The organism is Lysobacter antibioticus HS124, from assembly GCF_000336385.2.
Lineage (GTDB): Bacteria > Pseudomonadota > Gammaproteobacteria > Xanthomonadales > Xanthomonadaceae > Lysobacter > Lysobacter firmicutimachus.
In genome coordinates this window covers 32497-57265 of sequence record NZ_HG424460.1, presented here as the reverse complement: position 1 = coordinate 57265, position 24769 = coordinate 32497, and the positions used below count along the sequence as shown (strand labels likewise).

At 69.3% G+C, this 24769-nt stretch carries 27 protein-coding genes and 2 tRNA genes; 15 read left to right on the top strand and 14 right to left on the bottom strand.

Features of this window, described 5'->3' with window-relative positions:
- Nucleotides 1-106: 106 nt before the first annotated feature.
- Nucleotides 107-1993 (bottom strand): formylglycine-generating enzyme family protein, encoded by a 1887-nt coding sequence (locus tag TX83_RS05060; RefSeq protein ID WP_261370016.1) that lies wholly within the window; start codon nucleotides 1991-1993, stop codon nucleotides 107-109.
- Nucleotides 1994-2136: 143 nt separating this feature from the next.
- Here TX83_RS05060 and rnd point away from each other — a divergent pair, with 143 nt between their 5' ends.
- Nucleotides 2137-3240 (top strand): ribonuclease D, encoded by a 1104-nt coding sequence (gene rnd, locus TX83_RS05055; protein ID WP_064746845.1) that lies wholly within the window; start codon nucleotides 2137-2139, stop codon nucleotides 3238-3240.
- Nucleotides 3241-3280: 40 nt separating this feature from the next.
- A tRNA-Ala gene (locus TX83_RS05050) sits at nucleotides 3281-3356 on the top strand.
- 4 nt (nucleotides 3357-3360) lie between these two features.
- On the opposite strand, the gene TX83_RS22555 is transcribed toward TX83_RS05050, so the two are convergent.
- Nucleotides 3361-3753, bottom strand: coding sequence for a hypothetical protein (locus TX83_RS22555; RefSeq protein ID WP_141233360.1), 393 nt, complete (start codon nucleotides 3751-3753; stop codon nucleotides 3361-3363).
- A 145-nt stretch (nucleotides 3754-3898) separates the two neighbouring features.
- Here TX83_RS22555 and TX83_RS05040 point away from each other — a divergent pair, with 145 nt between their 5' ends.
- The 7 genes from TX83_RS05040 to TX83_RS05010 all read left to right on the top strand — a co-directional run bounded on the left by TX83_RS05040 (nucleotide 3899) and on the right by TX83_RS05010 (nucleotide 6877).
- Nucleotides 3899-4162 carry a hypothetical protein gene (locus tag TX83_RS05040; RefSeq protein WP_064746843.1) on the top strand — a complete coding sequence of 88 codons (264 nt, stop codon included), beginning with the start codon at nucleotides 3899-3901 and terminating at the stop codon, nucleotides 4160-4162.
- Nucleotides 4163-4216: 54 nt separating this feature from the next.
- A complete protein-coding gene (locus tag TX83_RS05035) occupies nucleotides 4217-4501 on the top strand; it encodes a hypothetical protein (protein WP_064746842.1) in 285 nt (94 codons plus the stop codon).
- A 19-nt stretch (nucleotides 4502-4520) separates the two neighbouring features.
- Nucleotides 4521-4889, top strand: coding sequence for a DUF7674 family protein (locus tag TX83_RS05030; protein WP_064746841.1), 369 nt, complete (start codon nucleotides 4521-4523; stop codon nucleotides 4887-4889).
- A 34-nt stretch (nucleotides 4890-4923) separates the two neighbouring features.
- Nucleotides 4924-5463, top strand: coding sequence for a hypothetical protein (locus TX83_RS05025; RefSeq protein WP_141233359.1), 540 nt, complete (start codon nucleotides 4924-4926; stop codon nucleotides 5461-5463).
- A gap of 151 nt (nucleotides 5464-5614) precedes the next feature.
- Complete coding sequence (locus TX83_RS05020; protein WP_141233358.1) at nucleotides 5615-5878, top strand: hypothetical protein; 264 nt, start codon at nucleotides 5615-5617, stop codon at nucleotides 5876-5878.
- A 70-nt stretch (nucleotides 5879-5948) separates the two neighbouring features.
- Nucleotides 5949-6350: a hypothetical protein gene (locus TX83_RS05015; protein WP_064746838.1), complete on the top strand. Its 402-nt coding sequence runs from the start codon at nucleotides 5949-5951 to the stop codon at nucleotides 6348-6350.
- 17 nt (nucleotides 6351-6367) lie between these two features.
- Nucleotides 6368-6877, top strand: coding sequence for a hypothetical protein (locus tag TX83_RS05010; protein WP_064746837.1), 510 nt, complete (start codon nucleotides 6368-6370; stop codon nucleotides 6875-6877).
- A gap of 130 nt (nucleotides 6878-7007) precedes the next feature.
- Here TX83_RS05010 and TX83_RS05005 read toward each other — a convergent pair whose 3' ends face one another.
- The 3 genes from TX83_RS05005 to TX83_RS04995 all read right to left on the bottom strand — a co-directional run bounded on the left by TX83_RS05005 (nucleotide 7008) and on the right by TX83_RS04995 (nucleotide 8306).
- On the bottom strand, nucleotides 7008-7391 hold the full coding sequence (locus TX83_RS05005) for a nuclear transport factor 2 family protein (RefSeq protein WP_064746836.1): 384 nt from the start codon (nucleotides 7389-7391) through the stop codon (nucleotides 7008-7010).
- Between the two features lie 105 nt (nucleotides 7392-7496).
- A complete protein-coding gene (locus TX83_RS05000; protein WP_064746834.1) occupies nucleotides 7497-7745 on the bottom strand; it encodes a hypothetical protein in 249 nt (82 codons plus the stop codon).
- A gap of 165 nt (nucleotides 7746-7910) precedes the next feature.
- A complete protein-coding gene (locus TX83_RS04995; RefSeq protein WP_064746832.1) occupies nucleotides 7911-8306 on the bottom strand; it encodes a VOC family protein in 396 nt (131 codons plus the stop codon).
- 257 nt (nucleotides 8307-8563) lie between these two features.
- Here TX83_RS04995 and TX83_RS04990 point away from each other — a divergent pair, with 257 nt between their 5' ends.
- Nucleotides 8564-9019: a GNAT family N-acetyltransferase gene (locus TX83_RS04990; protein ID WP_064746830.1), complete on the top strand. Its 456-nt coding sequence runs from the start codon at nucleotides 8564-8566 to the stop codon at nucleotides 9017-9019.
- Between the two features lie 74 nt (nucleotides 9020-9093).
- Here the strand turns inward: TX83_RS04990 and idi are convergent, their stop codons facing one another.
- From idi to TX83_RS04975, 3 genes are all read right to left on the bottom strand, one after another.
- Nucleotides 9094-9648, bottom strand: coding sequence for an isopentenyl-diphosphate Delta-isomerase (idi, locus tag TX83_RS04985; RefSeq protein WP_064746829.1), 555 nt, complete (start codon nucleotides 9646-9648; stop codon nucleotides 9094-9096).
- 291 nt (nucleotides 9649-9939) lie between these two features.
- Nucleotides 9940-10473 carry a hypothetical protein gene (locus TX83_RS04980; RefSeq protein ID WP_064746827.1) on the bottom strand — a complete coding sequence of 178 codons (534 nt, stop codon included), beginning with the start codon at nucleotides 10471-10473 and terminating at the stop codon, nucleotides 9940-9942.
- A gap of 553 nt (nucleotides 10474-11026) precedes the next feature.
- A tRNA-Leu gene (locus TX83_RS04975) sits at nucleotides 11027-11111 on the bottom strand.
- A gap of 250 nt (nucleotides 11112-11361) precedes the next feature.
- On the opposite strand from TX83_RS04975, the gene rnk reads away from it, so the two are divergent.
- Nucleotides 11362-11796, top strand: coding sequence for a nucleoside diphosphate kinase regulator (rnk, locus tag TX83_RS04970; RefSeq protein ID WP_064746826.1), 435 nt, complete (start codon nucleotides 11362-11364; stop codon nucleotides 11794-11796).
- 24 nt (nucleotides 11797-11820) lie between these two features.
- Here rnk and TX83_RS04965 read toward each other — a convergent pair whose 3' ends face one another.
- The 5 genes from TX83_RS04965 to TX83_RS04945 all read right to left on the bottom strand — a co-directional run bounded on the left by TX83_RS04965 (nucleotide 11821) and on the right by TX83_RS04945 (nucleotide 19351).
- Nucleotides 11821-13215, bottom strand: coding sequence for a heavy metal sensor histidine kinase (locus TX83_RS04965; protein ID WP_064746825.1), 1395 nt, complete (start codon nucleotides 13213-13215; stop codon nucleotides 11821-11823).
- Nucleotides 13212-13922: a heavy metal response regulator transcription factor gene (locus tag TX83_RS04960; RefSeq protein WP_064746824.1), complete on the bottom strand. Its 711-nt coding sequence runs from the start codon at nucleotides 13920-13922 to the stop codon at nucleotides 13212-13214. The genes TX83_RS04965 and TX83_RS04960 overlap by 4 nt, the downstream gene beginning before the upstream one ends.
- 41 nt (nucleotides 13923-13963) lie before the next feature.
- The gene (locus TX83_RS04955; protein ID WP_075575009.1) at nucleotides 13964-17137 is read right to left on the bottom strand and encodes a multidrug efflux RND transporter permease subunit; all 3174 of its coding nucleotides are present in this window, start codon (nucleotides 17135-17137) and stop codon (nucleotides 13964-13966) included.
- Nucleotides 17134-18297, bottom strand: a complete 1164-nt coding sequence (locus TX83_RS04950) for an efflux RND transporter periplasmic adaptor subunit (protein WP_064746823.1) — start codon at nucleotides 18295-18297, stop codon at nucleotides 17134-17136. The genes TX83_RS04955 and TX83_RS04950 overlap by 4 nt, the downstream gene beginning before the upstream one ends.
- Before the next feature lie 217 nt (nucleotides 18298-18514).
- Nucleotides 18515-19351: a glutaminyl-peptide cyclotransferase gene (locus TX83_RS04945; RefSeq protein ID WP_064746822.1), complete on the bottom strand. Its 837-nt coding sequence runs from the start codon at nucleotides 19349-19351 to the stop codon at nucleotides 18515-18517.
- 172 nt (nucleotides 19352-19523) lie between these two features.
- Between TX83_RS04945 and parC the strand changes: the two genes are divergently transcribed.
- The 4 genes from parC to TX83_RS04925 all read left to right on the top strand — a co-directional run bounded on the left by parC (nucleotide 19524) and on the right by TX83_RS04925 (nucleotide 24127).
- Entirely contained in the window at nucleotides 19524-21767 is a 2244-nt protein-coding gene (gene parC, locus TX83_RS04940) for a DNA topoisomerase IV subunit A (protein ID WP_064746821.1), read from the top strand.
- A gap of 449 nt (nucleotides 21768-22216) precedes the next feature.
- Entirely contained in the window at nucleotides 22217-22819 is a 603-nt protein-coding gene (locus tag TX83_RS04935) for a hypothetical protein (RefSeq protein WP_141233357.1), read from the top strand.
- Between the two features lie 278 nt (nucleotides 22820-23097).
- Complete coding sequence (locus TX83_RS04930; protein ID WP_222423718.1) at nucleotides 23098-23547, top strand: hypothetical protein; 450 nt, start codon at nucleotides 23098-23100, stop codon at nucleotides 23545-23547.
- 10 nt (nucleotides 23548-23557) lie between these two features.
- The gene (locus TX83_RS04925; protein ID WP_064746819.1) at nucleotides 23558-24127 is read left to right on the top strand and encodes a TetR/AcrR family transcriptional regulator; all 570 of its coding nucleotides are present in this window, start codon (nucleotides 23558-23560) and stop codon (nucleotides 24125-24127) included.
- Nucleotides 24128-24433: 306 nt separating this feature from the next.
- Here TX83_RS04925 and TX83_RS04920 read toward each other — a convergent pair whose 3' ends face one another.
- Nucleotides 24434-24769 (bottom strand): tail fiber assembly protein, encoded by a 336-nt coding sequence (locus TX83_RS04920; RefSeq protein ID WP_222423717.1) that lies wholly within the window; start codon nucleotides 24767-24769, stop codon nucleotides 24434-24436.

Below are 24769 nucleotides of genomic sequence, written 5' to 3'. Positions count from 1 at the left end.
GCGGGCCCGCGCCCGCTTCGTTGCTGACCGGCCGTGCGGCGCTCGCGCGCCGCCCGCCCCCATCGCCGACGACGATCGCGCCATCATGCCGCGCGACCGGCGCCGGTCAAATCTCCCGCACCACCCGGAACCCGAGGCGGCCGTTGGTGGTGTCGGCGCTGGTGCCCTGGCGCCAGGCCGCGCGCGACTGCGCCGGCGAACTCGACCACGACGGCCCGCGGAACACCCGCGTGCGGCAGCCCGGATTGAACCAGGCCGCGCCGTCGCGGGGCGCGCGCCGGTAGTTGTCGTGCCAGCAATCGGCCACCCACTCGCTGACATTGCCGGCCATGTCGTGAAGACCGAATGCATTCGGCGCGTAGCGGCCGACCGGAGCCGGCCCCCAGGCGCCGTCGCCGTAGCGGTCGAAGGCGTTGCGCCACTGCCGGCCGCTGGGCGAGGCGTCGAGGCTGCCGGTCAGGTTGCCGGCCCGCGCCGGCGGCGGCCCGTCCCCCCAGGGGAAACGGCCCTGGGTGCCGGCGCGCAAGGCGTACTCGAACTCGGCCTCGCTCGGCAGCCGGTAACGCTGGCCGGTGATCGCCGACAACCACTCGGTATAGGCCACCGCATCCTTGGCGCTGACGTGCACCACCGGCATGTTGTCGGCCGCGGGCCGGCCGGCATAGTCGGAGCGCCAGTCGACCCCGCCGCGCCGGACCAGGTTGCCGCTGCGTTCGTCGTAGGCGATGGAATACCCGCGCCGGTTGGCGCGCGGGCGGTGCTTGCTGGCGTTCATGAAGCGGCGGAACTCGCCGACGGTGATCTCGTAGCGCGACACCGCCAGGCCGCGGTCGAAACGGATCGTGCGCAGCGGCCGCTCGGCATCGCTCGAACCGGATTCGACCGCGTCGGCGCCCATCCGGAACGCGCCATGCGGGATCACCACCATCGCCGGGCCGCGCCCGCCCAGATTCATCGCATCGGTGAACACTTGGCCGGGGCGGAACAAACCGTAGTGGGTCGCCAATTCGATCCGCTCGCGCAACTCGATCGCCGCCGGATCGCCGGCCGGAGCGATGCGCAGCAAGGTCGCCAGATTGCCGCGGGCCTCGTCGATGCCGCCGAGCTTGGGCAGGGCGGCGATGCCGGCGTCGCGCAGATGGCCGATGCGGGCGCGGCGCTGCGCCGCGATCCGGCCCTGGGCGTCGGCGGCGGTGTCCAGCTTCGGCCGCACCTGCGCCGCGGCGGCCAGCCAACGCTCGGCGCCGGCGTAATCGTCGCGGTCGGCCGCTACCTCGGCGCGCCGGATCAGCGCGCTTTCGGCCGCGGCGATGCCCTGCGCCGCGCGCACGTCGCCGGGCCGCAGCTCCAAGGCCTCGCGGAACCGCGCCAGCGCGCCGCCCTGCCCGCTTTCGCCGATGCGCCCGGCATTGAGCTCGACCTCGCCGAGCCGATTGGCCTCCTGCGCTTCGTCGGCGCGATCCAGCCGCTCCAGATAGGCCTCGACCTTGCGATGCTCCGGCGCGACCGCGCGCGCCACCGCCGCGGCCTGGTGCGCCTCGCGCAAGGCCAGCGGCTCATCGTCGATGCGCTTGAGCGCGGCCTCGCCTTCCATCAGCAACAGCGCCACCGCCCGGTCCAGGCCGACCGCGACCGGGCGGTCGGTCGGCGCGAACTCGCGCAGGGCCAGATAGATCGGGATCGCCGAGTCGGCGCTGGCGTACAAATCCCCCTCGCTCAGGGCGGCGGCGGCGCGCTTGCGCAGCGCCGCGGCATTGCCAGCGTCGACCGCGACCGCCGGCGCGCGCCAGGCCGGCACCGGCGACACGGCCTGATCGGCGCTGACGGTAATGATCGGTGCGCGCGTCGCGGCCGGCGGCGCGGACGTCTTGCCGTCCCGGTCGGAGCACCCGACCAGCAGCGCCAACACCGCGATGCCCGAACCCACCAATGCGCGCAAACCCACGACCTCGCCGACCAGGACCGCCCCAGCATAGCGCTTCGACCCCGCCACGCAGCCCGCGTTCCCGCCGCCGCGGCGCCCGTGCCAGCCCCGCCGAGCGTGCCGGCGGTCGCGCTTCGCGCCCCGGCGCGGAAAGTAGGCTATTGTCGCCCGCCCCGGCACCGCACCGGCCGCCGCGCCCCGAACGACGACTCATGCCCCACTGGATCACCACGCCCGCCGCGCTGCTCGCGCACTTCGACCCCAAGCCCGCTCGGATCGGGCTGGACACCGAATTCATCCGCGAACGCACGTATTGGCCGCAGCTGGCCCTGGTGCAGATCGCGATCGAGCGCGAAGCCGAGGCCGAGCCGGTCATCCTGTTGATCGACCCGCTGCGCCCGGGCATCGCCGAGGCGCTGGCGCCGATCCTGGCCGACACCGCCATCCTCAAGATCGCCCACAGCCCCAGCGAAGACCTGGTCGCGTTCAAGCGCGCTTGCGGCGTGGTGCCCAAGCCGCTGTTCGACACCCAGCAAGCCGCGGCCCTGGCCGGCATCGGCGGCGGCCTGGGCTACCAGAAACTGGTCGAACAACTCACCGGCGTGACCCTGGCCAAGGGCGAGACCCGCTCCGACTGGCTGCGTCGCCCGCTCTCGCCTTCGCAGTTGGAGTACGCCGCCGACGACGTGCGCCATCTGTTCGCCATGCACGACGCCCTCGACGGCCTGCTCGGCCAACTCGGCCGCCGCGACTGGCTGGCCGAGGACGCCGCCCGCACCGTTGCCAACGCCGAGAACGAAGCGCCCGAGCGCTGGCCGCACCTGTCGATGCGCAGCGCCCAGTTCCTCGACGCCGCCGCGCAGCGCCGCCTGCTGCGCCTGCTGCGCTGGCGCGACGGCTACGCGCGCGACAGCGACAAGCCGCGCAGTTGGATCCTCGACAACGAACTCGCCGCGACCCTGGCCAAGCAGGCCCCGAGCGACCGCGACGCCCTGCAGCGCCTGCTCGACGCGCACCCCAAGGCCCCGCGCAAGCTCGCCGACGCGATCTGGACCGCACTGTCGACGCCGCTGGCCGACGAAGACCAGGCCCCCGACGCCGCCGTCGCCGAGACCCGCGACAAGCAGCGCCTGCGCCAATTGCAGGACGCCGTCGCCCAACGCAGCGCCGCGCTCGGCCTGCCCGACGGCGTGCTCGCCTCGCGCCGTTGGCTGGAAGCCCTGCTCGACCACGGCATCTGGCCGGAGGCCTTGTCCGGCTGGCGCCGCAGCGCCCTGGAACCGGCCCTGGCGCCCCTGCTCGCGAACAGGGACTAGCGCGACGCGTCCGTCCCCGTTAGACTTCCCATCCTGACTTGGGGCGGTAGCTCAGCTGGGAGAGCGTCGCGTTCGCAATGCGAAGGTCGGGAGTTCGATCCTCCTCCGCTCCACCAAGTCCTAAAAAACCGACGATGCTTCGTCGGTTTTTTTTCGCCTGGACGATTCAGGCCGTTGCGCCGGATCCGGGTTTTCGCGAGCTGCGGCCGCATGCCTGCGAGGCCGCGCCGAAGATCGTCCGGCGGCATCGCGGTCGCAGCCTTCCGGGACGTGCCGCCCGATCGCCCGCCCTGATCCATGCAGTAGGCTGGCGACGACGCCTTCCGATATCGGACCGATCCTGCCCATGCCGTACGCGCTGACCGCCTTGTTGGCCGCCATGGCGGCGACGCTCTGGTTCCTGGCGGCTACCCGCGCGAGCCTGACGGCGAAAGCCTTCGTGTCCGGCGTTTGCGCCGTCTCGATCGCGGTCGGATTCGTCTGGCCGCGCTGGTGGCTGGTGGGCTTGCTCATGCAAGCGTTTATCGTCATCGGCCTAAGCCTGTATGCGACGGCCACCAGGACCAGACGTCGCGACGAGACGCGCTAGTTCAGAGCCTCCAACGCATGCACCGCCGCAGCGCTGGGCGGCATGGTTCGAATCAACTTCAGATCGCTCATGAAACGCCTCTTCTATCCCGAAACCGACACAGAAATACGCATCGGCGACCTGGTTCGCTGGTCCGGCGACGAGGAGCTGTCGACGGTCGTCTTCATCATCAGCACCGATCAGTTTCCCGAACACGAGGCGGGCAGTGCGGACTGGTTCAAGTCCGAGTTCGGCGAGGGCATCATGCTCGACACCCCGAGCGCTGGATGGGTGCTGGTGAGCGAGGACTGCGAGGACATGGCCTGGGTTCGCTCCGCCAACCAACTCGGCTGAGCCCTCGGACGAGCGACTCCTCGCCCAACCGCAACGCCCCCTGGAGCCAGCAGCATGGGAATCAGCAAAGTCGTCGGCTATCTGGGTTCGTCGCTAGGAGCCGGCATCTTGGTCTTCGCATTGCTGGCGATGGCCGACCCTGGCGGCGCTCAGCTCGCCGACGACCACGATCCGTTCGGGCCGCCTCCCTCAATCGGTGAGTTGCCGTGTCAGGTGGCCATCGGCGCGGGTCTGTTGGCATCCGGCATCTGGCTGGCCGCCCGCTGCCCAGGGCTTAGTCTAGGACTCGCCCGCAGGCCGGCCCGTCCCCTCATCGTCGGGCGGATTCGGTTCGGCTAACGGGACTCCAGGAACAGACATGAAATCCGCTGTCGACAACGCCCTCATCGAGCGTTTTCTTAACGACATTTGCAAGGCCTTCCCAGAAATCCAGCCTCGCATGGAACGCCACGACAGCATCATGCTCACCGATCGGATGGAGCAGTTCGCCATCGCCACCACCGAGGCCTTCGCCCAAAACGATATCGCTACCGGCACCGCCTACCTGTCCTTCATGTCCAAGCGTCTGCTGGACTGCTCCCCGATCGAGCACGAGTACATCGACGTCTACTACGTCGAGAACCTTTTCTGGCCCCATGGAACCGACGCGGCACGGACAGGCTGGCCGCACGTGCCGGCCAATCTCAAAACGCTGTTTGTCGGGTTCCATGGCCGAACCCCGCTTTGAACGACGACGCAAGTCGAGCTCCGGAAGCCACCCCATGTCCCGTACATTACTGCTCACGGCATTGATCGCGATCTGCGGCTGCTCCTCCGAGCAATCCGCACCCGTGCCCGAACGTCCGCATCGGGTCGTGGTCGCGGACCACACGCTCGAGGCGTTCGGCGGCCGCCTCTCGGGAACCGATGCCGGGGAATGGATCGGCAAGCTCGTATTTCAGGACGCCGACGGCGACCTGGAGACGGTGCTGAACGAGAACGTCCATGGAATCGTCGAAAACCCGGAAGGCGTCTTCGTCTTTACCGGACTGGCCCACCTTTCGGCCAATGAGGGCTACGTCTATCGCCTTGCCCGTACCGACGACGGCCCGGTTGCGGCAATACGCCTGGGCCGGCTGCCCGGCGCCCCCAGCCGGGTCCGCCAGGCTCAGCGAGGCGGCGCCATATCCTTCCTGGTGTATTCCGGCTACCGCAATGATCGCCAGCTGTTCGAGTGCTATCAGCTGGCGGGCAGTATCGTCAGCCGCGGTCACGACTGTTTGCCGCCCAAGCGGCCGGCGCCCGACAATTCGTTCCAGTAAAGCCGCCTTGACACGATAGAACGCCATGAGACGAATATCGGCCCGCAAAAGGATCCATCAGCGCCCACTGACGGCAGCGTCGATACATGCCGTCCTATCCAAGATATTCCCGCGGCGGAACGATTACGGAAATGCGCCGTACGATGAGTTGGTGACGGAGCTTTCCGCTGTCGGCATAGGCAATGTCGGCGATTTCCGCCGTCTGATGCTCAAGCACAGGATCGCGCTGCTCCGTGCAGATCGGGACAGGCTGGCCCCATGGGAGCAACGTCATTACTGCGAGATGTTCGGCGAAGATTTCGTCAAGGACGCGGTGAGGCGACAGTACTGGTTCGCTTTTCCGGCCTTGGTACGGATCGCCATGGAGATGGAATTCGGGGTGGAGGCGGAAGAGGTCGAGCCGACCGCGCCGTGATGCGCCGTGATGACCGTGCCAGCCGGAGCCGTGCAGCGACGTGCCCGTTCGAGGAACTAAGGAGCGCCGCGTGACCATTTGGAAAAAGACCCTGCTCGTGGCGACGGTTTGCCTGCTCGTCCTCGGCGCCGGCTATCTCACGGCGTGGCAAAGCCTGGACGCCTGCGCCGACGACACGTTTCAGGACCTGCAACGCAAAGGCATCCGCGGAAGGGGCATGAGAGGCGCCCCCGTCGCGATGACGCGCGACATGGTGTCCGCAACAGTCGCAGGGCCGTTCCTGGTGGAGACTGACTACATGGTACCGCTCGACCTGCACGGGTCTTGGCATATAAAGCGCTATCTGGTCCTGCCCTGGGGACGGTACGAACGCTCGTCGGACGTCGTTCATCTGGTCTGCGCGCCGGATCGGCCCGGGGGCTCGAAAGAGAAACACCCCGCCCCGCCGATGCCGCTTCTCGGGTCGGCTTGATCCAGACATTCGGCCGCATGCCCAGACTCCTGCCGATACTGCTTCTTACCGCCCTGGCGGCGGCCTGCGCTCCGCCGCGCTGGGCCGAACCCAGCTGCTACGGACTGACCAACACCTGGGACCTGGACGAACAGGAGCTGGCCACCCGGTTGGGCGAACTGGACGATGAGGAACTGCTGGATCTGGTGGCCTGCAATATGGGCACTTCGCATCCGCCCAACATCGGATTTCCGCAACGCTACGTGACCGAGCGAACTCCCGCGATGGCGGCCCGCTTGCTCACGCGCATCGAGACCCGAGACGAAGGAATGCTGTCGATGGGCTACATCGGCCTTCTGGGCGTCATGGCCGAAAGGGATCCCGCCGTCCTGGCCGCCGCGCAACGCGAATCGGCCCTGGACAAATGCTTGGCGATGCATCCGCCCTACACCGACAGACGCGGCGATGTACGCCATTACTGCACGATGTTCGACGGGCTCCGGCAAGCGCCTGCGCCTACGCCAACCGGCACGCCCCCCCAAGGATGAATGCCGTCGGTAATCCTGAAGCCCGGCTTGCTCCGGCTGTTGGTGGCAATGAGCGGGGACGCGCACGCGAACTAGACGAAGCCACGCCCCGCCATCCCGATGGCGGACACGCCGGACGGGGCCCCTCAGCTCAACTGCGGTCGACGATGCGGGCGATGCGGCCGTCGGCGAAGCCGAACTCGCTGGTGCCCTGCAGTTCCAGCACCGTGCCGGCCGGCGGGCCGCCGGGCAGGTCCAGCGCCAGCCGGCCGCGATAGCCGATGTCGGCTTCGGCTCGGGCGCTGTCCAGGCGCAGGTCGAGCACGCGCTGCTCGCGCTGCGCGAACAACTGGGCGCCCTGTTCGGCCAACACACGAAACGCTTCGATGCCGTCGGCCTCGGCGGTCAGCTGGCCGCCGCTCCAGTTCTCGAACCGCAGCTGCGGCGCCAGGGTCGCGAGCATCCCGTCGATGTCGAAGGCGTTGTAGGCGGCGATATAGCGTTCGATCAGGGCGCGGGCCTGGGCGGCGTCCATGGGATTGCATCCGGGAGGGAAACGAATGCCGTCGCAAGCAGCGAGCGCGGTCGCGATGCGGTCACGCTCCGATCTTGCAACGCGCCTGCGCCACCGGCAAGCGGCTCAGTCGCGGATCTTGAAGCCCGGGTTCTCGTTGAGGCTGCCGTCGGGCTCGAGCACGGCATAGCGCTTGCCGTCGCGGTTGAACACCACCGGAATCGGGTCCTGAAACAGCGGCCGGCGCACGAAGCGCAGTTCCCAGCGAAAGAACTCCAATGTCGTCAGAGCGTCCAGTTGCGCCGGCGTCAATCCGGCGCGCAGCTCGGCGGCGTTGAGTTTCTTGTCGCTGTTGCGACGTTCGCGATCGACCATGACGCCCTCGGTATTCGCCCGCCTTCGCCTACGCGGGCGAAAATCCGGACCTGCATTGGCATCCATCCTACCTGCGGGTGCCGCGGGGTCCAAACGGCCGCGTCCAGTACCCCGCACAAATCACATTGCCGGCGCCGTGGCGGCGGGTCGTCGCTTCGTACCGATTCAAGGCAGATTGAGTTGCCAGGACACGCCGAAACAGTCGGCGACCCAAGCGAAGCGACGGCTGAAACCGTAGTCGTCCAGCGGCATCAACACCGAGCCGCCCTCGCTCAGTCGGGCGGCCAGGGCGTCGACTTCCTCCTCGCTGCGGCAATCCACGAACAGCGACATCGACGGCGTGAAGCCGAAAGCATGCTGCACGTAACTGTCACTGCACATGACTTCGAGACCGGCGATACGGAAGCGCGCGACCATCACCGAGCCTTCGGGCCCAGGGCCCTCGGCGCCGTAGCGGTTCACTTCGAGCACGCGGCCATCGGCGAACAGCGAGACATAGCGGGTCATCGCCTCCTCGGCCCGGCCGGTGAACATCAGGAAGGGGCGCGCTTGGGTGGGCATGGATCGTCTCCTCGCGGCGGCAACGCGGCGGAGCATCGCCGCTTCCCGGATCGGCCGGACTTTAACGGATACCGCCGGCAGGCCGCGTGACGGCCCCGGGCGACGAAGCGCCCGAAGGCATTTGCGCGGCACTTGGACGAGAAAACCCGGGCCACGGCCGCAAGCGCCCGCGATGGCCGGGAGCGCGACACGGATTCCCTCGCCGCGGCGACTGCTGCATGCTCGGTCCTTCCCCTGCGCCGTCGCGGTTTGCGCTCATGGACATACGCATCGACGATCTCACCGGCTCGCAAATCCACGCCTTGCTGCAAGAGCACCTGCGCGACATGGCCGAGCTTTCGCCGCCGGAAAGCATTCACGCCCTCGATCTGGACGGTCTGCGCCGGCCGGACATCCGCTTCTGGACGGTCTGGGAGAAAGACCAGCTGCTCGGCTGCGGCGCCCTGCGCGAACTCGATTCGACCCACGGCGAGATCAAATCGATGCGCACCGCCGACGCGCATCGGCGCAAGGGCGTGGCCGCGCGCATGCTGGGCCATATCCTCGACGAAGCCAGCCGCCGCGGTTATCGCCGGCTGAGCCTGGAAACCGGTTCGATGGCCGGCTTCGCGCCGGCGCGGACCCTGTATGCGCAGTTCGGTTTCGTCGAGTGCGCACCGTTCGGCGATTACGTCGAGGACCCCAACAGCGTGTTCATGACGAGGTCGTTATGAACCGCGCGGCCGCCGCCACGCACGCGGCCGATCCGCCACGCCCCCGCGCCACGCTTGGCCCGTCCCGCAAGGGGCTAACGCGAGGCCACGCCCTCGCTCGCCGCCTCGCGCCAGCGCTCCAATTCCTCCGGCCCGCCGCGATCGAGGATGTAGCGCAGCCAGCCGCTGAAGTCTTGCGGCCGCTCGCGCAACGCCGCATCCAGGTCGGCCGCGCTGCGCCAGGCCCAGTCGCGCACCTCCAGCGGATTCGGCCGCGGCCGACCGTCGTAGCGGCCGACGAAAATATGGTCGTACTCGTGTTCGATCAGCCCCTGCGAGACTTCGATCCGATAGACGATGCGGGCGACGCTGCGCAACCGGCAGTCGAAGCCCATTTCCTCGCCCAGACGCCGATGCGCGGCGGCATCGGTGGCCTCGCCTTCGCGCGGATGGCCGCAACAGGTGTTGCTCCACAGTCCGCCGGAGTGGTATTTGCCGGATGCGCGCTGCTGCAGCATCAGGCGTCCGGTTTCGTCGAACACGAAAATCGAGAACGCACGGTGCAGCGCCCCCTCGCGGTGCACGCGCATTTTCTCCCCGACGCCGATGGCTCGGTCATCGCCATCGACCAGGATCAGTCGCTCTTCCATCGGCGGCCCCTCTTTCCCCGGACAGGACTATGCCAGCGCTGCCGCGCGCATCCGTGCGAGGCGTCACGGCCGCGCAAGCCGGCGCCGGCGCGATGCCCGCGGCGCGGCGCGCGTCTCGGCGCGGGTGCGGTGCTCGTCTCGTCCGATAAGTTATGCCGGGGTTATGCCGACGGCGTCGCCGGCCTCCGTCCCGCGACCGTCGCGATCGCCACGTCCGTGCGCACGGATGCAGAAACGGCGACGGCCCCGATCGCTCGGGGCCGTCGCAAAGCGCAAACGAAGCGGCTTCGATCAGGGATCGACGCGGGCCGGATCGCGCTGCTCGCTGACATACGCGTTCGGATCGAAGCCGGTGCTGCGGCTGTACTCGTCGGCGCGGGCCTTGATGTCGTTGAAGTTCTGGCCGCTGGCGTTGGCCTTCTTCTCGATCTGCGAGAAGTTCATCTGCTTCTCGTAGGCGTCGGCATACGAGGAGTTCTGCTTACTGTAAGCGTCGGCCTTGTCCTTGATGTCGTCGTAGTTGCCGGTGGTCGCCGCCTGGCCGACCGCCGCGGCGCCTAGGGCGGCGTCGCCGCCGGCCGGCATGCCGTTCGGGAAGGCCTGCTTGCACACGCGCGAGAACAGCTTGGCCGACCATGGCTTGAAGCACTTGCGGCTGAGCACGCGGTACTCGCCGGTGGCGATGTTCTTCGGCACCCAGCAGTCCTGCGGCACGCCGACCTTGCAGAACACGAACGGGTTGTTGCCGTAGTAGGGAATGAATTCATTCGCCGCGGCGGACGTCGTCGCGAGCATCAGCGCGACCGCCAGACCCAACTTCTTCATGAGACCTCTCCTTAGTGAACTGAGTATTCCTAACGTGGCCCGACAGACGCGACGGTTACGCGCCAGGGGCCACCGCACAACCGTCCCGCCGGAAACCCGAGATGCGCTCTCGCCTTCCCCTCGGCGGCGGCCTGGGCAGCCGGTGCCGCACGGCAAAGCCTAGCCCATGGCCTATGACCAGGCAATTTCCTGAATCAGCATGTGACCGGAGTCAAGTTTATGAATCCATCCCTGGAGTATTCGCTCCACCCGCGGGCCGAGGGGCCCGATCCCGCCCCGGCGAATCGGAACCGAGCTCCTGAGCGCCGCCCGGCGGGCCGGACGGCGCCGCAGACATGAAAAAAGAAACGTGCCGCCCAGCCGGGCACGGCCAAGGAGCGACGGTCCGGCGGGCGCGCATGCGCCCGCAGCGCGGCCCGGCGCCGATCAGCGAGAGGGGCCGGGACTGCGCGGACGGCATGCCGGAAACGAATCGGAAAAGAAAAAGGCGAGCCGATGGCTCGCCTTGTCTTCAACGCCGAAGGTTTGGAACCGCTTCGTCGTCGTATATCGTTGGTGCCCAGGAGAGGACTCGAACCTCCACGGTTTTACCCGCTAGTACCTGAAACTAGTGCGTCTACCAATTCCGCCACCTGGGCCTTTCGCGTCGCCGTTCAGCGTTGCGAGGCGCGTATGTTGCTTTGCAGCGGACCGGCTGTCAACGACTTTGTCATAAATTTTTTCACCGGCCGGTTGTCGCCCGATCCGGCACAGGCCCGGCGCGCTGCGCGGCATCGCCCGTCCGTGCCGGCTTGAAGCGCCTCCGGCCGCGGGCTAAGGTCGCCGGACATCCCTGAACCGCGGGCGGCGCACGCAGTGCGTCGCCCGTTATCGCTTATGGAGTCCGCAATGAACGATCAGCAACTGCCCCACCCCTCCGGCCTGCCGCCGCCGCTGCTCCTGTCGCGGCTGGACTGCGACCGCCTGGAGGCCCTGCTCGACCAGGCCCCGCCCGGCCTGGACACCGGCGGCCTGCGCCGCGAGCTCGACCGCGCCGAGGTGGTCGAACCGGCCCAGGTGCCGGCCGACGTCATCACCATGAATTCCGTGATCCGCTTCGTCGACGAAGCCAGCGGCGAGGAACGCGAGGCCGCCCTGGTCTATCCGCGCGACGCCGACGGGCGCAGCGACCGTATCTCGATCCTGGCCCCGGTCGGCAGCGCCCTGCTCGGCCTGCGGGTCGGCGCGCGCATCGCCTGGCCCCTGCCGGGCGGACGCAGCGCGCAACTGCGCGTACTCGGCCTGCGCTACCAGCCCGAAGCAGCGGGCGACCTGCACCGCTGAGCGGCGCTTGCCGCCGCGCCCGCCTCAGGCGCGCAGCGCGGCCGGCTCGGCCAGGCTGAAGCCGACCGTGGTGACGCCATCGCCGCTGTCGGCGAACACCGCCCCGCCGTGCAGCACGGCGATCGCCTTGACGATCGACAGGCCGAGCCCGTGGTGGCGCTCGCCGCGGTGCTCGCGCGCCGCGTCGGCGCGGTAGAAGCGGTCGAACATCCGTCCCAGATGCTCCGCGGCCACGGTCTGGCCGCGGTTGCGCACGGCCACCCGGGCCTCGCCCGGGCTCCGGCCCGTCGCCAGCTCGACCACGATCTCGGAGCCCGGCGTACCGTGCTGGACCGCGTTGTGCAGCAGGTTGGTCATGGCCCGGCGGAACAGCGCCGAGTCGATCCAGGCATCGGCCGCGCCGTCGATGCGCAGGCGCATGCCGGCTTCCTCCAACAGGTACTCGAGGAACTCGCCGGTCTTGGCCACCTCCGCGGCCAAGGGCACGCAGGCACGGTCCAGGGCGATATCGCCCTGGTCGGCGCGCGACAGGAACAGCATGTCGTTGACGATGCCGCGCATGCGTTCGAGCTCTTCCAGGTTCGACTGCAGCACCTCTTCCAACTGCGCCGCCTCGCGCGGCCGCGACAGCGCCACCTGGGTCTGGCCCATCAGATTGGCCAGCGGCGTGCGCAGTTCGTGGGCGACGTCGGCATTGAAAGCATCCAGCCGGGTATAGGCCGCCTCCAGGCGGTCCAGCGCGCCGTTGAAGGCGCCGCTGAGATGGCCGAGTTCCGGCGGCAATTGCTCGGTGCGCAGACGCTGCGACAGGTTGCTCGGGCTCAACGTGCGCGCCTGGCTCGACAGCCGCTGCAGCGGGCGCAGGCCGACCCGCGCGATCCAGTGCCCAAGCAGCGCCACCAATGCGGTGCCGACCAGGGCGAGCGCGACGAAGGCCAGCGCGAACGTGCGCAACGCGGCCACGTAGGGCTGCGAATCGATGCCGATCCACAACCGCACCGGCGGCCGCTGGCCGTGGGCCGGCACGATCTGCTCCAGGGTCCGGTAAGGCGAGGTCATGCCGGGCCGATCGAGCGTGCCCATGCCGTAGTCGCGGGCGTTGCCGGTGCGCACCGGCAACGCGCGGTCGGCGCCGATGCGGAAGTCCGCGCTTTCGCTCCAGGCCCAGAAACGCGTATTGCGCTCGCTGGTGGTCAGGTTCTCGATCTTGTCCTGGACCTTGCGCCAGCGTTCCGGCGAATCGCACATCGCCACGCTGTGCGCGACCGAGCGCAGCTTGGTGCTGAGTTCGGCGTGCTGGTAGCGCACGATCTGGTCGCGCAGCACCTGGTGCAGCACCACTCCGACCAGGGCGAACACCAGCAGCGCGGCCAGGGCGAACATCGCCGCCAAGCGCTGGGCGATCGACAGCCACGTCATGCCGGCGACCGCCCGGATGCCGAACCTTCGCGCTCGTCCTCGCGCACCTCCAGCACATAGCCCATGCCGCGCACGGTATGCAGCAGCTTGCTGCGGAACGGGCCGTCGATCTTGGTCCGCAGGCGCTTGATCGCGACTTCGACCACGTTGGTGTTGCTGTCGAAGTTGATGTCCCAGACCTGCGCGGCGATCACCGTCTTGGACAGGATCTGGCTGCGGCGCTGGGCGAGCAAAGCCAGCAGGGCGAATTCTTTGCCGGTCAGGTCCAGCCGCACGCCGTCGCGGAAGGCGCGGCGCGCGATCAGGTTGATCTGCAGGTCGCCGACGGCCAGTTCGGTCGGCTCCTGCTGGCGGCCGCGCCGCACCAGCGCCTGCAGGCGCGCCAGCAGTTCGATGAAGGAAAAGGGCTTGACCAGATAGTCGTCGGCGCCGGCGCCCAGGCCGTGCACGCGGTCGTCGATGCGATCGCGCGCGGTCAGCATGATCACCGGGGTCTGCTTGCGCGTGCGCAGTTCGCGCAGCACGGCGAAACCGTCCATGCCCGGCAGCATCACGTCGAGCACGATCACGTCGTAATCCAGCTCGCGCGCCAGGTGCAGGCCGGACACGCCGTCGCGGGCGACGTCGACGGCCCAGCCCTGCTCGGCCAGGCCGTCGCGCAGGTAGTCGGCGGTCTTGACCTCGTCTTCGACGATCAGCAGCTTCATCGCGGCAGGCGCTTCATCGCAAGGAGTTCCGGGGCCTCATCCTACCCTTCCGCTGCGGCCGCCGCCGCGGTGGCCGTCGGCCTCTGCGCCGCGGCGGCGCGGCGGCGCTGCAGGAACCAGCGGTCCAGGGCCAGATAGATCACCGGCGTGGTGTACAGGGTCAACAACTGGCTGACCAACAGGCCGCCGACCACCGCCACGCCGAGCGGCTGGCGCAGCTCCGAACCGGTGCCCAGGCCGAGCATCAGCGGCACCGCGCCGAGCAGCGCCGCCAAGGTGGTCATCATGATCGGCCGGAACCGGGTCAGGCAGGCCTCGTGGATCGCCGCGCGCGGCGACAGGCCGCGCTGACGCTGCGCGTCGAGGGCGAAGTCCACCAGTAGGATGCCGTTCTTCTTGACGATGCCGATCAGCAGCACGATGCCGATCAGGGCCATGATCGAGAAATCCAGCTTCCACACCCACAGCATCAGCACCGCGCCGACCCCGGCCGACGGCAGGGTCGAAAGAATCGTCAACGGATGGACGAAGCTTTCGTACAGCACGCCGAGAATGATGTAGACCGCCAGCAGGGCGGCCAGGATCAACAGCGGCTGGGTCGCCAGCGAATCGCGGAAGGCCTGGGCGCTGCCCTGGAAATTGCCGGAGATCGACGCCGGCAGGCCGATCTCGCGCGCGGCGTCCTCGACCCGCGCCACCGCGTCGCCCAGGGCCACGCCGGGGGCGAGATTGAACGAGAGATTGACCGCCGGCAGCATGCCGTTGTGGCTGATCGAAACCGGGCCGTTCTCGGCCGGCTCGACCTTGGCCACCGCCGACAGCGGCACCATCTGTCCGCCGACCGGCGAGCGCAGGTGGAAGTACGCCAGGCTGTCGACTCGGCCGCGCAAGCGCGGATCGATCTCCAGGATCACCTTGTACTGGTTGGTTTCGGTCTGGAACTCGTTGATCTGGCGCTGGCCGAAGGCGTCGTACAGCGCCTGGTCGATATCGGCCGCAGTGAGGCCAAAACGCGCGGCGGCGGTGCGGTCGATGGTCAGGCGGGTCACCGCGGCGCCGATCTGTTGGTCGTTGGACACGTCGCGCAATTCCGGCAGCGTGCGCAGGCGCTCGGTCAGGCGGTCGGCCCAGACCGACAACTCGCGGCTGTCCTGGCCGCGCAACGCGTACTGGTACTGGGTCCGCGCCGGGCCGGTGCCGAGATTGATGTCCTGCGCCGAGCGCATGTAGATGGCGATGCCCGGCACCGCGGCGAACTTGGCCCTCATGCGGTCGATGAACTCGTCGGCGGAGACGTCGCGGTCGCCGCGGTCCTTGAGGATGAACCAGAACCGGCCGTTGGACAGGCTCTGGCTGCCGGCGGTGGCGCCGACCGAATGCATATAGGTCTGGATCGCCGGGTCGCTCTCGGCGATCTTGGCCAGTTGCAGGTGCTTGGCGCGCATCTGCTCGAAGGAGATGTCCTGCGCGGCCTCGGTGGTGGCGAACACGAAGGCGGTGTCCTGCAACGGGAAGAAGCCCTTGGGAATCAGGCTGTAGGCCAGCACCGCGACCGCCAGGGTCGCGGCGAACGCGGCGAGCACGGCGCGCTGGCGGTCCAGCGCCCAGCGCAGGCTGCGGTCGTAGCCGGCGAGCAGGCGCTGCGACCATCCGGCGCGCGCGGCGTCGTGGTGCGGCGGGGCGCGCATGTAGCGCGCCGCCAGCATCGGCGCCAGGGTCAGCGAGGCGACGATCGAGATCAGGATCGCCACGGTAACCGTCATCGCGAACTCGGCGAACAAGCGCCCGACCACGCCGCCCATGAACAGCAGCGGGATGAAGGCGGCGATCAGCGACAGGCTGATCGAGACCACGGTGAAGCCGATCTCGCCGGCGCCCTTCAGCGCCGCCTCCAACGCGCCCAGCCCGGCCTCGCGATGGCGGTGGATGTTCTCGATCACCACGATGGCGTCGTCGACCACGAAGCCGACCGCGATCACCAGTGCGACCAAGGTCAGGTTGTTGAGGCTGTAGCCCAGGGCGTACATCGCCGCGAACGTCGCCACCAGCGCGACCAGCAGCACCGCGCCGACGATCATGGTCGCCGACAGTTGGCGCAGGAACAGGCCCATCACCAGCACCACCAACAACACGGTCACGCCCAGGGTCAGTTCGACCTCGTGCAGGGACGCGCGGATGGTGCGGGTGCGGTCGTTGAGCACCGCCACCTCGACGCTAGCCGGCAGGCCGGCCTGCAACCGCGGCAGCGCGGCCAGCACCGCGTCGGTGGTGGCGATGATATTGGCGTCGGGCTGACGATTGACCACCAGGGCCAGGCCGGGCTGGCCGTTGGGCCAGGCGTATACGTAATCGTTCTCGGCGCCGAAGCCGATCTTGGCCACGTCGCCCAGCCGCACCGGCGCGCCGTCGAGGTAGCTCACCACGAGCTTCTGGTAGTCCTCGGCGCGGAACAGCTGATCGTTCGCGGCCAAGGTCGACATGCGCCGCTCGCCGACCAGCGCGCCCTTGGCCTGGTTGACGCTGGCGCTGCGCGCGACCTCGCGCAGGTCGGCCAGAGTCAGCCCCATCGCCGCCAGCCGCTCGGGCGAGGCCTGGATGCGGATCGCCGGCCGCTGCTGGCCGGCGATGAAGACCTCCGACACGCCGTCGATCTGGGTCAGGTTGCGCGCCAGACGCGTTTCGACCAGGTCGCTGAGCTCGGTCAGCGACATCTGCGGCGCGACCACGCTGAGCACCAGGATCGGGCTGTCGGCCGGATTGACCTTGCGCCAGGTCGGCAGCGACGGCATGTCCGCGGGCAGGCGCCCGGCCGCGGCGTTGATCGCCGCCTGCACTTCCTGCGCGGCCGTGTCGATGCTCTTGTCGAGCGCGAACTGCAGCGTGATCGAAGTCGTGCCCAGCGCGCTGCTGGAGGTCATCTCGGTGATGCCGGGCACCGCGGTCAGCTCGGTCTCCAGCGGCGTGGCCACCGCCGAGGCCATGGTCTCCGGGCTGGCCCCGGGCAGACTGGCGCCGATGCGGATGGTCGGGAACTCGGCTTGCGGCAGCGGCGCCACCGGCAAACGCGGCTGGGCGAACACGCCCAGCAGCACCACCGCCGCGGTCAACAGCGTGGTCGCGACCGGATGGCGCACGAACCAGTCCGAAACCGAGGCACGCCGCACCAGCTGTTGGGTGGTGGAAGCGGCGTTGCCGTCGCCGGCCGGCGCGCTCATCGCAGCACCGGCGAGGAAGGCTTGGCCGCGACCACCGCGGTCCCGGGCTTGAGCCGCGACTGACCGTCGCGGACCACGGTATCGCCGGGACGCAGACCGCGCACCACCGCCAAGGCATCGTCCTGGTAGCCGATCTGCACCGGCACCGCCGCGACCTTGCCGTCGCTGCCCAGACGGTAGACGAAACTGCCTTCGACGCCGCGCTGCAGCGCTTCGGCGGCGACCACGGTCGCGCCGCGCTCTTCGCCGGTGCGCACCCGCACGCTGACCAGTTGCCCCGGCCACAGGCGATCGCCGGGATTGTCGAACACCGCGCGCAGGCGCACCGTCCCGGTGGCCTCGTCGACCCGATTGTCGATCACCCGCAGCTCGCCCTCGCCGAGCACCCGGCCGGCGTCGCGGTCCAGCGCCTGCACTGCGACCGTCCCGGCGGCCTGCGCCGCACGCAACGCCGGCAGTTGGTCCTGGGTCAGGGAGAACACCACCGAGATCGGATCGACCTGCTGCACGGTGACCAGGCCTTGCGCATCGCCGGTGCGCACGACATTGCCCGGATCGACCCGGCGCAGCCCGACCCGGCCGTCGATCGGGGACACGATGCGGGTGTAGGACAACTGCACCTGGGCCGCATCGACGGCCGCCTGATTGCCTTGCGCGGTGGCCTGCAACTGCTGCACCGAGGCCGATTGTTGATCGAGCATCTGCTTGGCGATCAGTTGCGCGCCGGACAACTGGCGGAACCGGCTCAGGTCGGACTTAGCCGCGCGCAGCAACGCCGCGTCGCGCTCGCGCTGGGCCTGCGCGCCGTCGAGGCCGGCGCGGATCGCGCGGTCGTCGATGCGCGCCAGCAACTGCCCGCGTTTGACCGTCTGGCCTTCGTGGAACAGCACCTGGGTCAACACGCCGTCGACCTGCGGCCGCAACACCGCGCTTTGCAGCGAGGTCACGGTGCCGATGGTTTCCTGCCAATGCGGCACGTCGCGGCGTTCGACGCTGGCGAAGGTCACTGGCACCGGCGAGGGCGGCTTGGGCTTCGGCGCGCCGCGGCTGCCGAAGCCGCCCCAGGCCAGCCCCGCCGCCAGCGCGGCGGCCAGGACGGAGACGGCGTAGGCGCGTTTGCGGGCGCGGGGCGACAGTGAACGATCGGCGGCAGGCGGCATGGGCGGCGTCCTTGGCAACGGGGAGGACGCGACGCCGCAAACCGCGACGCCGCGCAGGACCGCGGTGGGAGGCACGCGGAACCTGCGCCGACTCTAGGCCGCGGCCGCGGACGGCAGGCTGTCGCGCCGCTGACAAATCCGTCAGCTGCGCGGCGCTCGGCTCAATGCGGCTTGCGACGATGCAGGGCGACGACGCGGCCGATGCCGCGCCGCGGGTTCAGCGCTTGCCGCCGGCGGGCGGCACCGGCTTGATCTCGAACAGGTCCGGCCACCATTTGCCGGTCACGAACAAGCGGTCGCGCGCGGCGTCGTAGGCGATGCCGTTGAGCACGTCGGCGCCGCGGCCGCCGCTGCCGCCGCTGCCGTGGCGCGACAACAGGCCGCTGAGGTCGATCCAGCCGAGCACGCGCCCGCTCTTGGGGTCGATCCGGACGATGCGGTCGGTCTGCCACACATTGGCGTAGATCTCGCCCTTGACCCATTCCAGCTCGTTGAGCTGCTCGACCGGGCGGCCGCCCTCGCGCACCTCGATCCGGCCGCGCTCTTTCAGCGTCTTCGGATCGAGCAGGCGGATCTGGGCGCTGCCGTCGCTGAGGTAGACCGTGTCCTGCGAACGGGTCAGGCCCCAGCCCTCGCCGGGATAGCTGAAGGTGCCGGCGGTGGCGAAGCTGCCCATGTCGAGGATGTAGCCGGCGCGCGAAGTCCAGGTCAGCACCAGCAGCTGGCGGCCGCGCTCGGTCTGGCGATCGGTCAGGCCCTCGCCGAACACCGAGGCCGGTAGGCTGGCACGCTGCACCACCTCGCCGGTATCGAGCTTGACCTTGCGCACCGTCGAACGGCCGTTGAGACCGGTGCTTTCGTACAGGAAGCCGTCGCGGAAGATCAGGCCCTGGGTGAACGCGCCCGGGTCGTGCGGGTAGCGGGCGACGACTTTATAGGACCAGACCGGCGCGGCGCGCGACGGCGCCTGCGCCGCGGTCGCCGCGGCGATGCCGATGCCGGCCGCGGCCAGGCACAGGATCGACGTACGCAGGCGGCGGAAGCGACGCGGCATGGCGGTCTCAGGCTGAGCGATGGCGGGCGGGCAGGATACCGCGCCGGCCCGCCCGGCCGCAGCGCCAGCGGGCTCCGCGGCGCACCTCGCGGGGCGTCGCGGCCGCCACGACATCCCCGCCACCCCCTGCCCGGTTAGAATCCCCGGTCAGCCCTACCCAGCCACAGGTTCCATGACCGATTCCGTACGTCCGGTGTTCCACGGCTTCGAACAGATCCCCCTGCGCGAGTATGCCGAGCGCGCCTACCTCGACTACTCGATGTACGTGGTCCTGGACCGCGCCCTGCCCTTCCTCGGCGACGGCCTCAAGCCGGTGCAGCGCCGCATCATCTATTCGATGAGCGAACTCGGCCTCAACGCCGCGGCCAAGCCGAAGAAGTCCGCCCGCACCGTCGGCGACGTGATCGGCAAATACCACCCGCACGGCGACAGCGCCTGCTACGAGGCCATGGTCCTCATGGCGCAGCCGTTCTCGTACCGCTATCCGCTGGTCGAGGGCCAGGGCAACTTCGGCTCCAGCGACGATCCCAAGTCGTTCGCGGCGATGCGCTACACCGAGTCCAAGCTGACCCCGATCGCCGAGGTCCTGCTCGGCGAGCTCGGCCAGGGCACGGTCGACTGGGACCCGAACTTCGACGGCACCCTGGAAGAGCCGACCTGGATGCCGGCGCGCCTGCCGCATCTGCTGCTCAACGGCACCACCGGCATCGCGGTCGGCATGGCCACCGACGTGCCGCCGCACAACCTCAACGAAGTGGTCAGCGCCTGCGTGCGCCTGCTCGACGACCCGGACGCGACCACCCGCGACCTGTGCGAGCACGTGCTCGGCCCGGACTACCCGACCACGGCCGAGATCATCACCCCGCGTGCGGACCTGATCGCGATGTACGAAACCGGCCTGGGCAGCGTGCGCGCCCGCGCCATTTTCGAGAAGGACGGCGCCAACATCGTCGTCACCGCGCTGCCCTACCAGACCTCGCCGAGCAAGGTCATCGAGCAGATCGCGACCCAGATGCGGGCCAAGAAGTTGCCGTGGCTGGAAGACATCCGCGACGAGTCCGACCATGCCAACCCGACCCGGATCGTGTTGGTGCCGCGCTCCAACCGGGTCGACGTCGAACAGCTGATGGGCCATCTGTTCGCGACCACCGACCTGGAACGCAGCTACCGCATCAACTTCAACGTGATCGGGCTGGACGGCCGCCCGCAGGTCAAGGGCCTCAAGGCCTTCCTGACCGAGTGGCTGAGCTTCCGCAGCGACACCGTCACCCGCCGCCTCAACCACCGCCTGGACAAGGTCAACCGCCGCCTGCACCTGTTGGAAGGCTTGCTGGTCGCGTTCCTGAACCTGGACGAGGTGATCCGCATCATCCGCACCGAGGACGAGCCGCGTCCGGTGCTGATGAAGCGCTTCGGCCTGACCGAAGAGCAGACCGACTACATCCTCGAGACCCGCCTGCGCCAGTTGGCGCGCCTGGAGGAAATGAAGATCCGCGGCGAACAGGCCGAGTTGGAGAAGGAGCGCGAGCAACTGGTCGCCACCTTGGCCAGCAAGACCAAGCTGAAGAAGCTGATCAAGGACGAACTGCTCGCCGACGCCAAGAAGTTCGGCGACGCGCGCCGTTCGCCGCTGGTCGCGCGCAACGCCGCGCAGGCCCTGTCGGAGACCGAACTGGTCGCCAGCGAACCGATGACCGTGGTGGTCAGCGAGAAAGGCTGGGTGCGCGCGGCCAAGGGCCACGACATCGACGCCGCCACCCTGAGCTACCGCGAAGGCGACGGCCTGCTGGCCGCGGCCAAGGGCCGCAGCACCCAGCAGGTCGCGTTCCTGGATTCGACCGGCCGCGCCTACTCGACCCTGATCCACAGCCTGCCCTCCGCGCGAGGCAACGGCGAGCCGCTGACGGGGCGCTTCTCGCCCGCGGCCGGCGCGGCGTTCCAGGCCATCGCCGCCGGCGACAACGACCAGCGTTTCGTCCTTTCCAGCAGCCACGGCTACGGCTTCGTGACCCGCTTCGAGAACCTGACCGGCCGCAACAAGGCCGGCAAGGCGATGCTGTCGCTGACGCCGAACGCCAAGGTGCTGCAGCCGTCCCCGGTCGGCGACGTCGAACAGGACCGGGTGGTCGCGGTCACCAACGTCGGCCATTTGCTGGCCTTCCCGGTCTCGGAGCTGCCCGAACTCGACAAGGGCAAGGGCAACAAGATCATCGACATCCCCAAGGCCAAGCTCGGCACCGAGCGCGTGGTCGCGGTGGCGGTGGTCGCCCCGGGACAGACCCTGAGCATCAAGTCCGGCGCGCGCACCATGGGCCTGTCGTATAAGGAGCTGGACACCTACCTCGGCGCCCGCGCCACCCGCGGCGGCCTGTTGCCGCGCGGCTGGCAGAAGGTCGAAGGGCTGTCGGTGGAATAAACCGGCACGCCGCCTGCGTCCGCCGCAGAGCCCGAACGCCCCGCCTCGCGCGGGGCGTTCGTGTTTTCGCCGCCTGTGCGTCCGCCGACGGAACCTGCCGCCTTCCGGTTGGAGCGGCGTCCCACGGGATGGCCTCCGGTCACCGGCCGCGACCGCCGAAGCGATGCGATGCCCGGAACGTCTCCCAAGCGGGGATGGAGCCTGTCGCGGTCGAGTGCGGCCGGTCATCCGTGCTTCGCCAGGCACCGCTTGCGTACGCGGCTGCGGTGGTCGCGGCTCACGCCGCTCCTACAAAAACGCCGAACGGGTAGCACGCACCGATCGGCGAAGGGGAAGCGCATGCCTCGCAAGGCCGCGACAGACTCTGCCAGAATGCGTCATGCCGCCGCAGCGACGGGCGGCGCTATCCGTCGGCGCGATTCGCGCGCCGCACTTCAGGGGATGATTCGATGCGTCTTTCCAGGCTCGCCCTCGCGGCGGCTCTTCCTGCGTTGCTGTTCGGTTCGGCCTGCTTCGCCGCTCCGCCCGCCCCCGCCGAAACCGCGCCGACCGGTCCGGCCAAGCTGGTCGTCTATCTGTTCGAAGTGTTTCACGGCAAGCATGCGCTGAACCAGCAGATCGTGGCGCAAACCGCCAGCGATCCCAAGCTTCGCGCGGTCGCGGAAGCCGCGGTCGCCGGCTTCGACACCGGCGCCTTGGCCGCCAAGCTCGAACCGCTGTTGTCGCAGGCGCTGCCGGCGCAACAGTTCGAACCCTGCCTGAGGTTCATCGAGTCCGAAGACGGCGCGGCGGCGATGGCGGCCAGCCGCAAGGCCGCCTCGTCGAACGATCTCCTGGCGCAGTTGCAGGCGCTGCCGCCGCAACGACAGCAAGCATTGGAGCGTTTCGTCGGCACCGAGTGTTACGCCAAGACCCTGGCCGTCATCTCCTCCGAACCCGGGCGGCGCATCTCCGGCGAGTACGGCAAAGCACTGGTGTGCCGGCATGTCGCCGATACCCACCCTGAGCTGCTGGACAAGCTCAAGCAGCACGGCGAATGCCTGACGCCGTAAGCAACGCGCCAGCGTTGAAACGCCGTCGATGGGCCCAGGGGCGAGGGACGCTTGCACACGCCGCTGCGGCAGGCGCGGCTTATGAGCGGAGGAATCTCACGCGCCTGCGCGCCCGCGAGCGGCCGGCCCGGCCATGAAACCAACTGTGTACACTACCGGTACACACCATGGAGCGGGCCTGCATGCCCTGGCTCAAGTTCGCCGCGACCCTCGCCGTCGCGGCCCTGCTGACCCAACCCTGGTGAGCGTCGCAATGGGGCGCCGGCCTCCTCGGCGAGGTGCGGGCCCTGGAGCCGGCCGGCGCCATCGCCGCGATGCTGGCGTTCTTCGCCCTGGTCGCCTGCTACTGCCGCCACCTGCAGGCCGTGCTGCAGGCGATCCCGGCATCGGCGCGACGCGCGCCGCCGGGCTCGGTGTGGTGGATGTTCGCGATCCCCTACAACTTCGTGGAAGACTTCTTCATCGTCGCGGCGATCGCCGGCTCGCTGCGCGCCGACGGCCGCATCGCGACGGCGCAGCAGCGGCGCTGGCAGCGGCTGGGCCTGGGCTGGTGCGCACCGCAAATCGCCTCGCTGTGGCCCGGCGCGGCCGGCGTGCTCGCCGGCGCCGCGGCGCTGGCGCTGTGGGCCGCGCATTGGCGCGCGACCCTGCACATCCTGCGAGGCCTGCGCGACACAGCGCCGTCGACGCCGACAGCCGCCGCGGACGTCGCCACTCCCGCCCGCTGACCGCTGCGCCATGCCCTTGCCCCGCTTCGAACGCCTGCCCGCCGCGGCCCGAGCCGCCTTCCTCGACACCGCGCGCGCGCATTTCGCCCGCGACGGCCGCGACGGCGCTTCGCTCAACCGGATCATCGACGACTCGGGCATCTCCAAGTCCTCGGCCTACCACTACTTCGACGGCAAGGGCGACTTGTTCGAAACCGTCGCCGCCGATTCGCTGCAACGCGCCGCGCAGACCCTGGGCGAATGGTCGCCGGCGGCCGACGCCGATGGTTTGTGGCGGCAGTTCCATGCCGCTAACGAGCGTCTCGGCGCGTTTCTCGCCGCCCATCCCGATCATCGCGCTCTGCTCGAACAGACGCCCGGCGACGCGCCCTCGTCCTGGTTCGCCGCCTTCTTCGCCGACGCCGCCCGGCTGGGCCTGATCGACGGCACGCCGGACCGCCGCCTGATCGAAACCGCTTCGCTGGCGGTGCTGCGCGCGGCCGATCGCTGGGCCCTGGCGCAGCCGGTCGAACGCTTCGACCCGGTCGCCGCCGGCGCGGCCGCGCAGGCCCTGCTGCAGCGCCTGTGGCGCAGCGCCTGAAGCCGGCCGGGCCGGCCATCCGGCCGCGCCGTGGCCGCCGCCCCGCGCCGCCGGGTACAATCGGCGGATGGCCGCGGCCGCGCGTATGCGCCCCGCGCATCGGCGGGAACGCAGCCATGCATCGCCGGCCCCGTAGCTCAGCTGGATAGAGCATCCCCCTCCTAAGGGGAATCAGCATGGATGTACGCCAATTAAATCAACCACTTGCAGGCGCATACGCGCGGTAAAGTTGCAAGAAATGCACTGTGGATAGCACAGCTAGCACAGTCCAGTTATGGACCGCCTGATGCCTAGCGTTGCACCCCGTCAGAGATCCCCTACCCCGTCGCCGGCGTCGGCCGTGCCATCCGCCAACACCGGCGGCCGCGGCCACTCGACATCGGGGAAGCCAGGGAGCTGGGGCAGGTCGCGGAGCGCCTGGCGGTAGGCGGCCCAGGCCTGTCGGTCAACGAGCGACAACGGAGCATCGGGCATCTGCGTCCAGTCGGTCGCGCGAAGAAGCTGGCGGCGTTCGCCCCTCATCTGGTTTCCCTTTGCTCTAACAAGAAGCGCCGTAGGGATTTCATAGGCCAGCGTCTCACCCGGTGCTAGCTGCATCTCGGATGCGATTGCCCTGTAGCCGGACTCAGTAATCGCGTACAC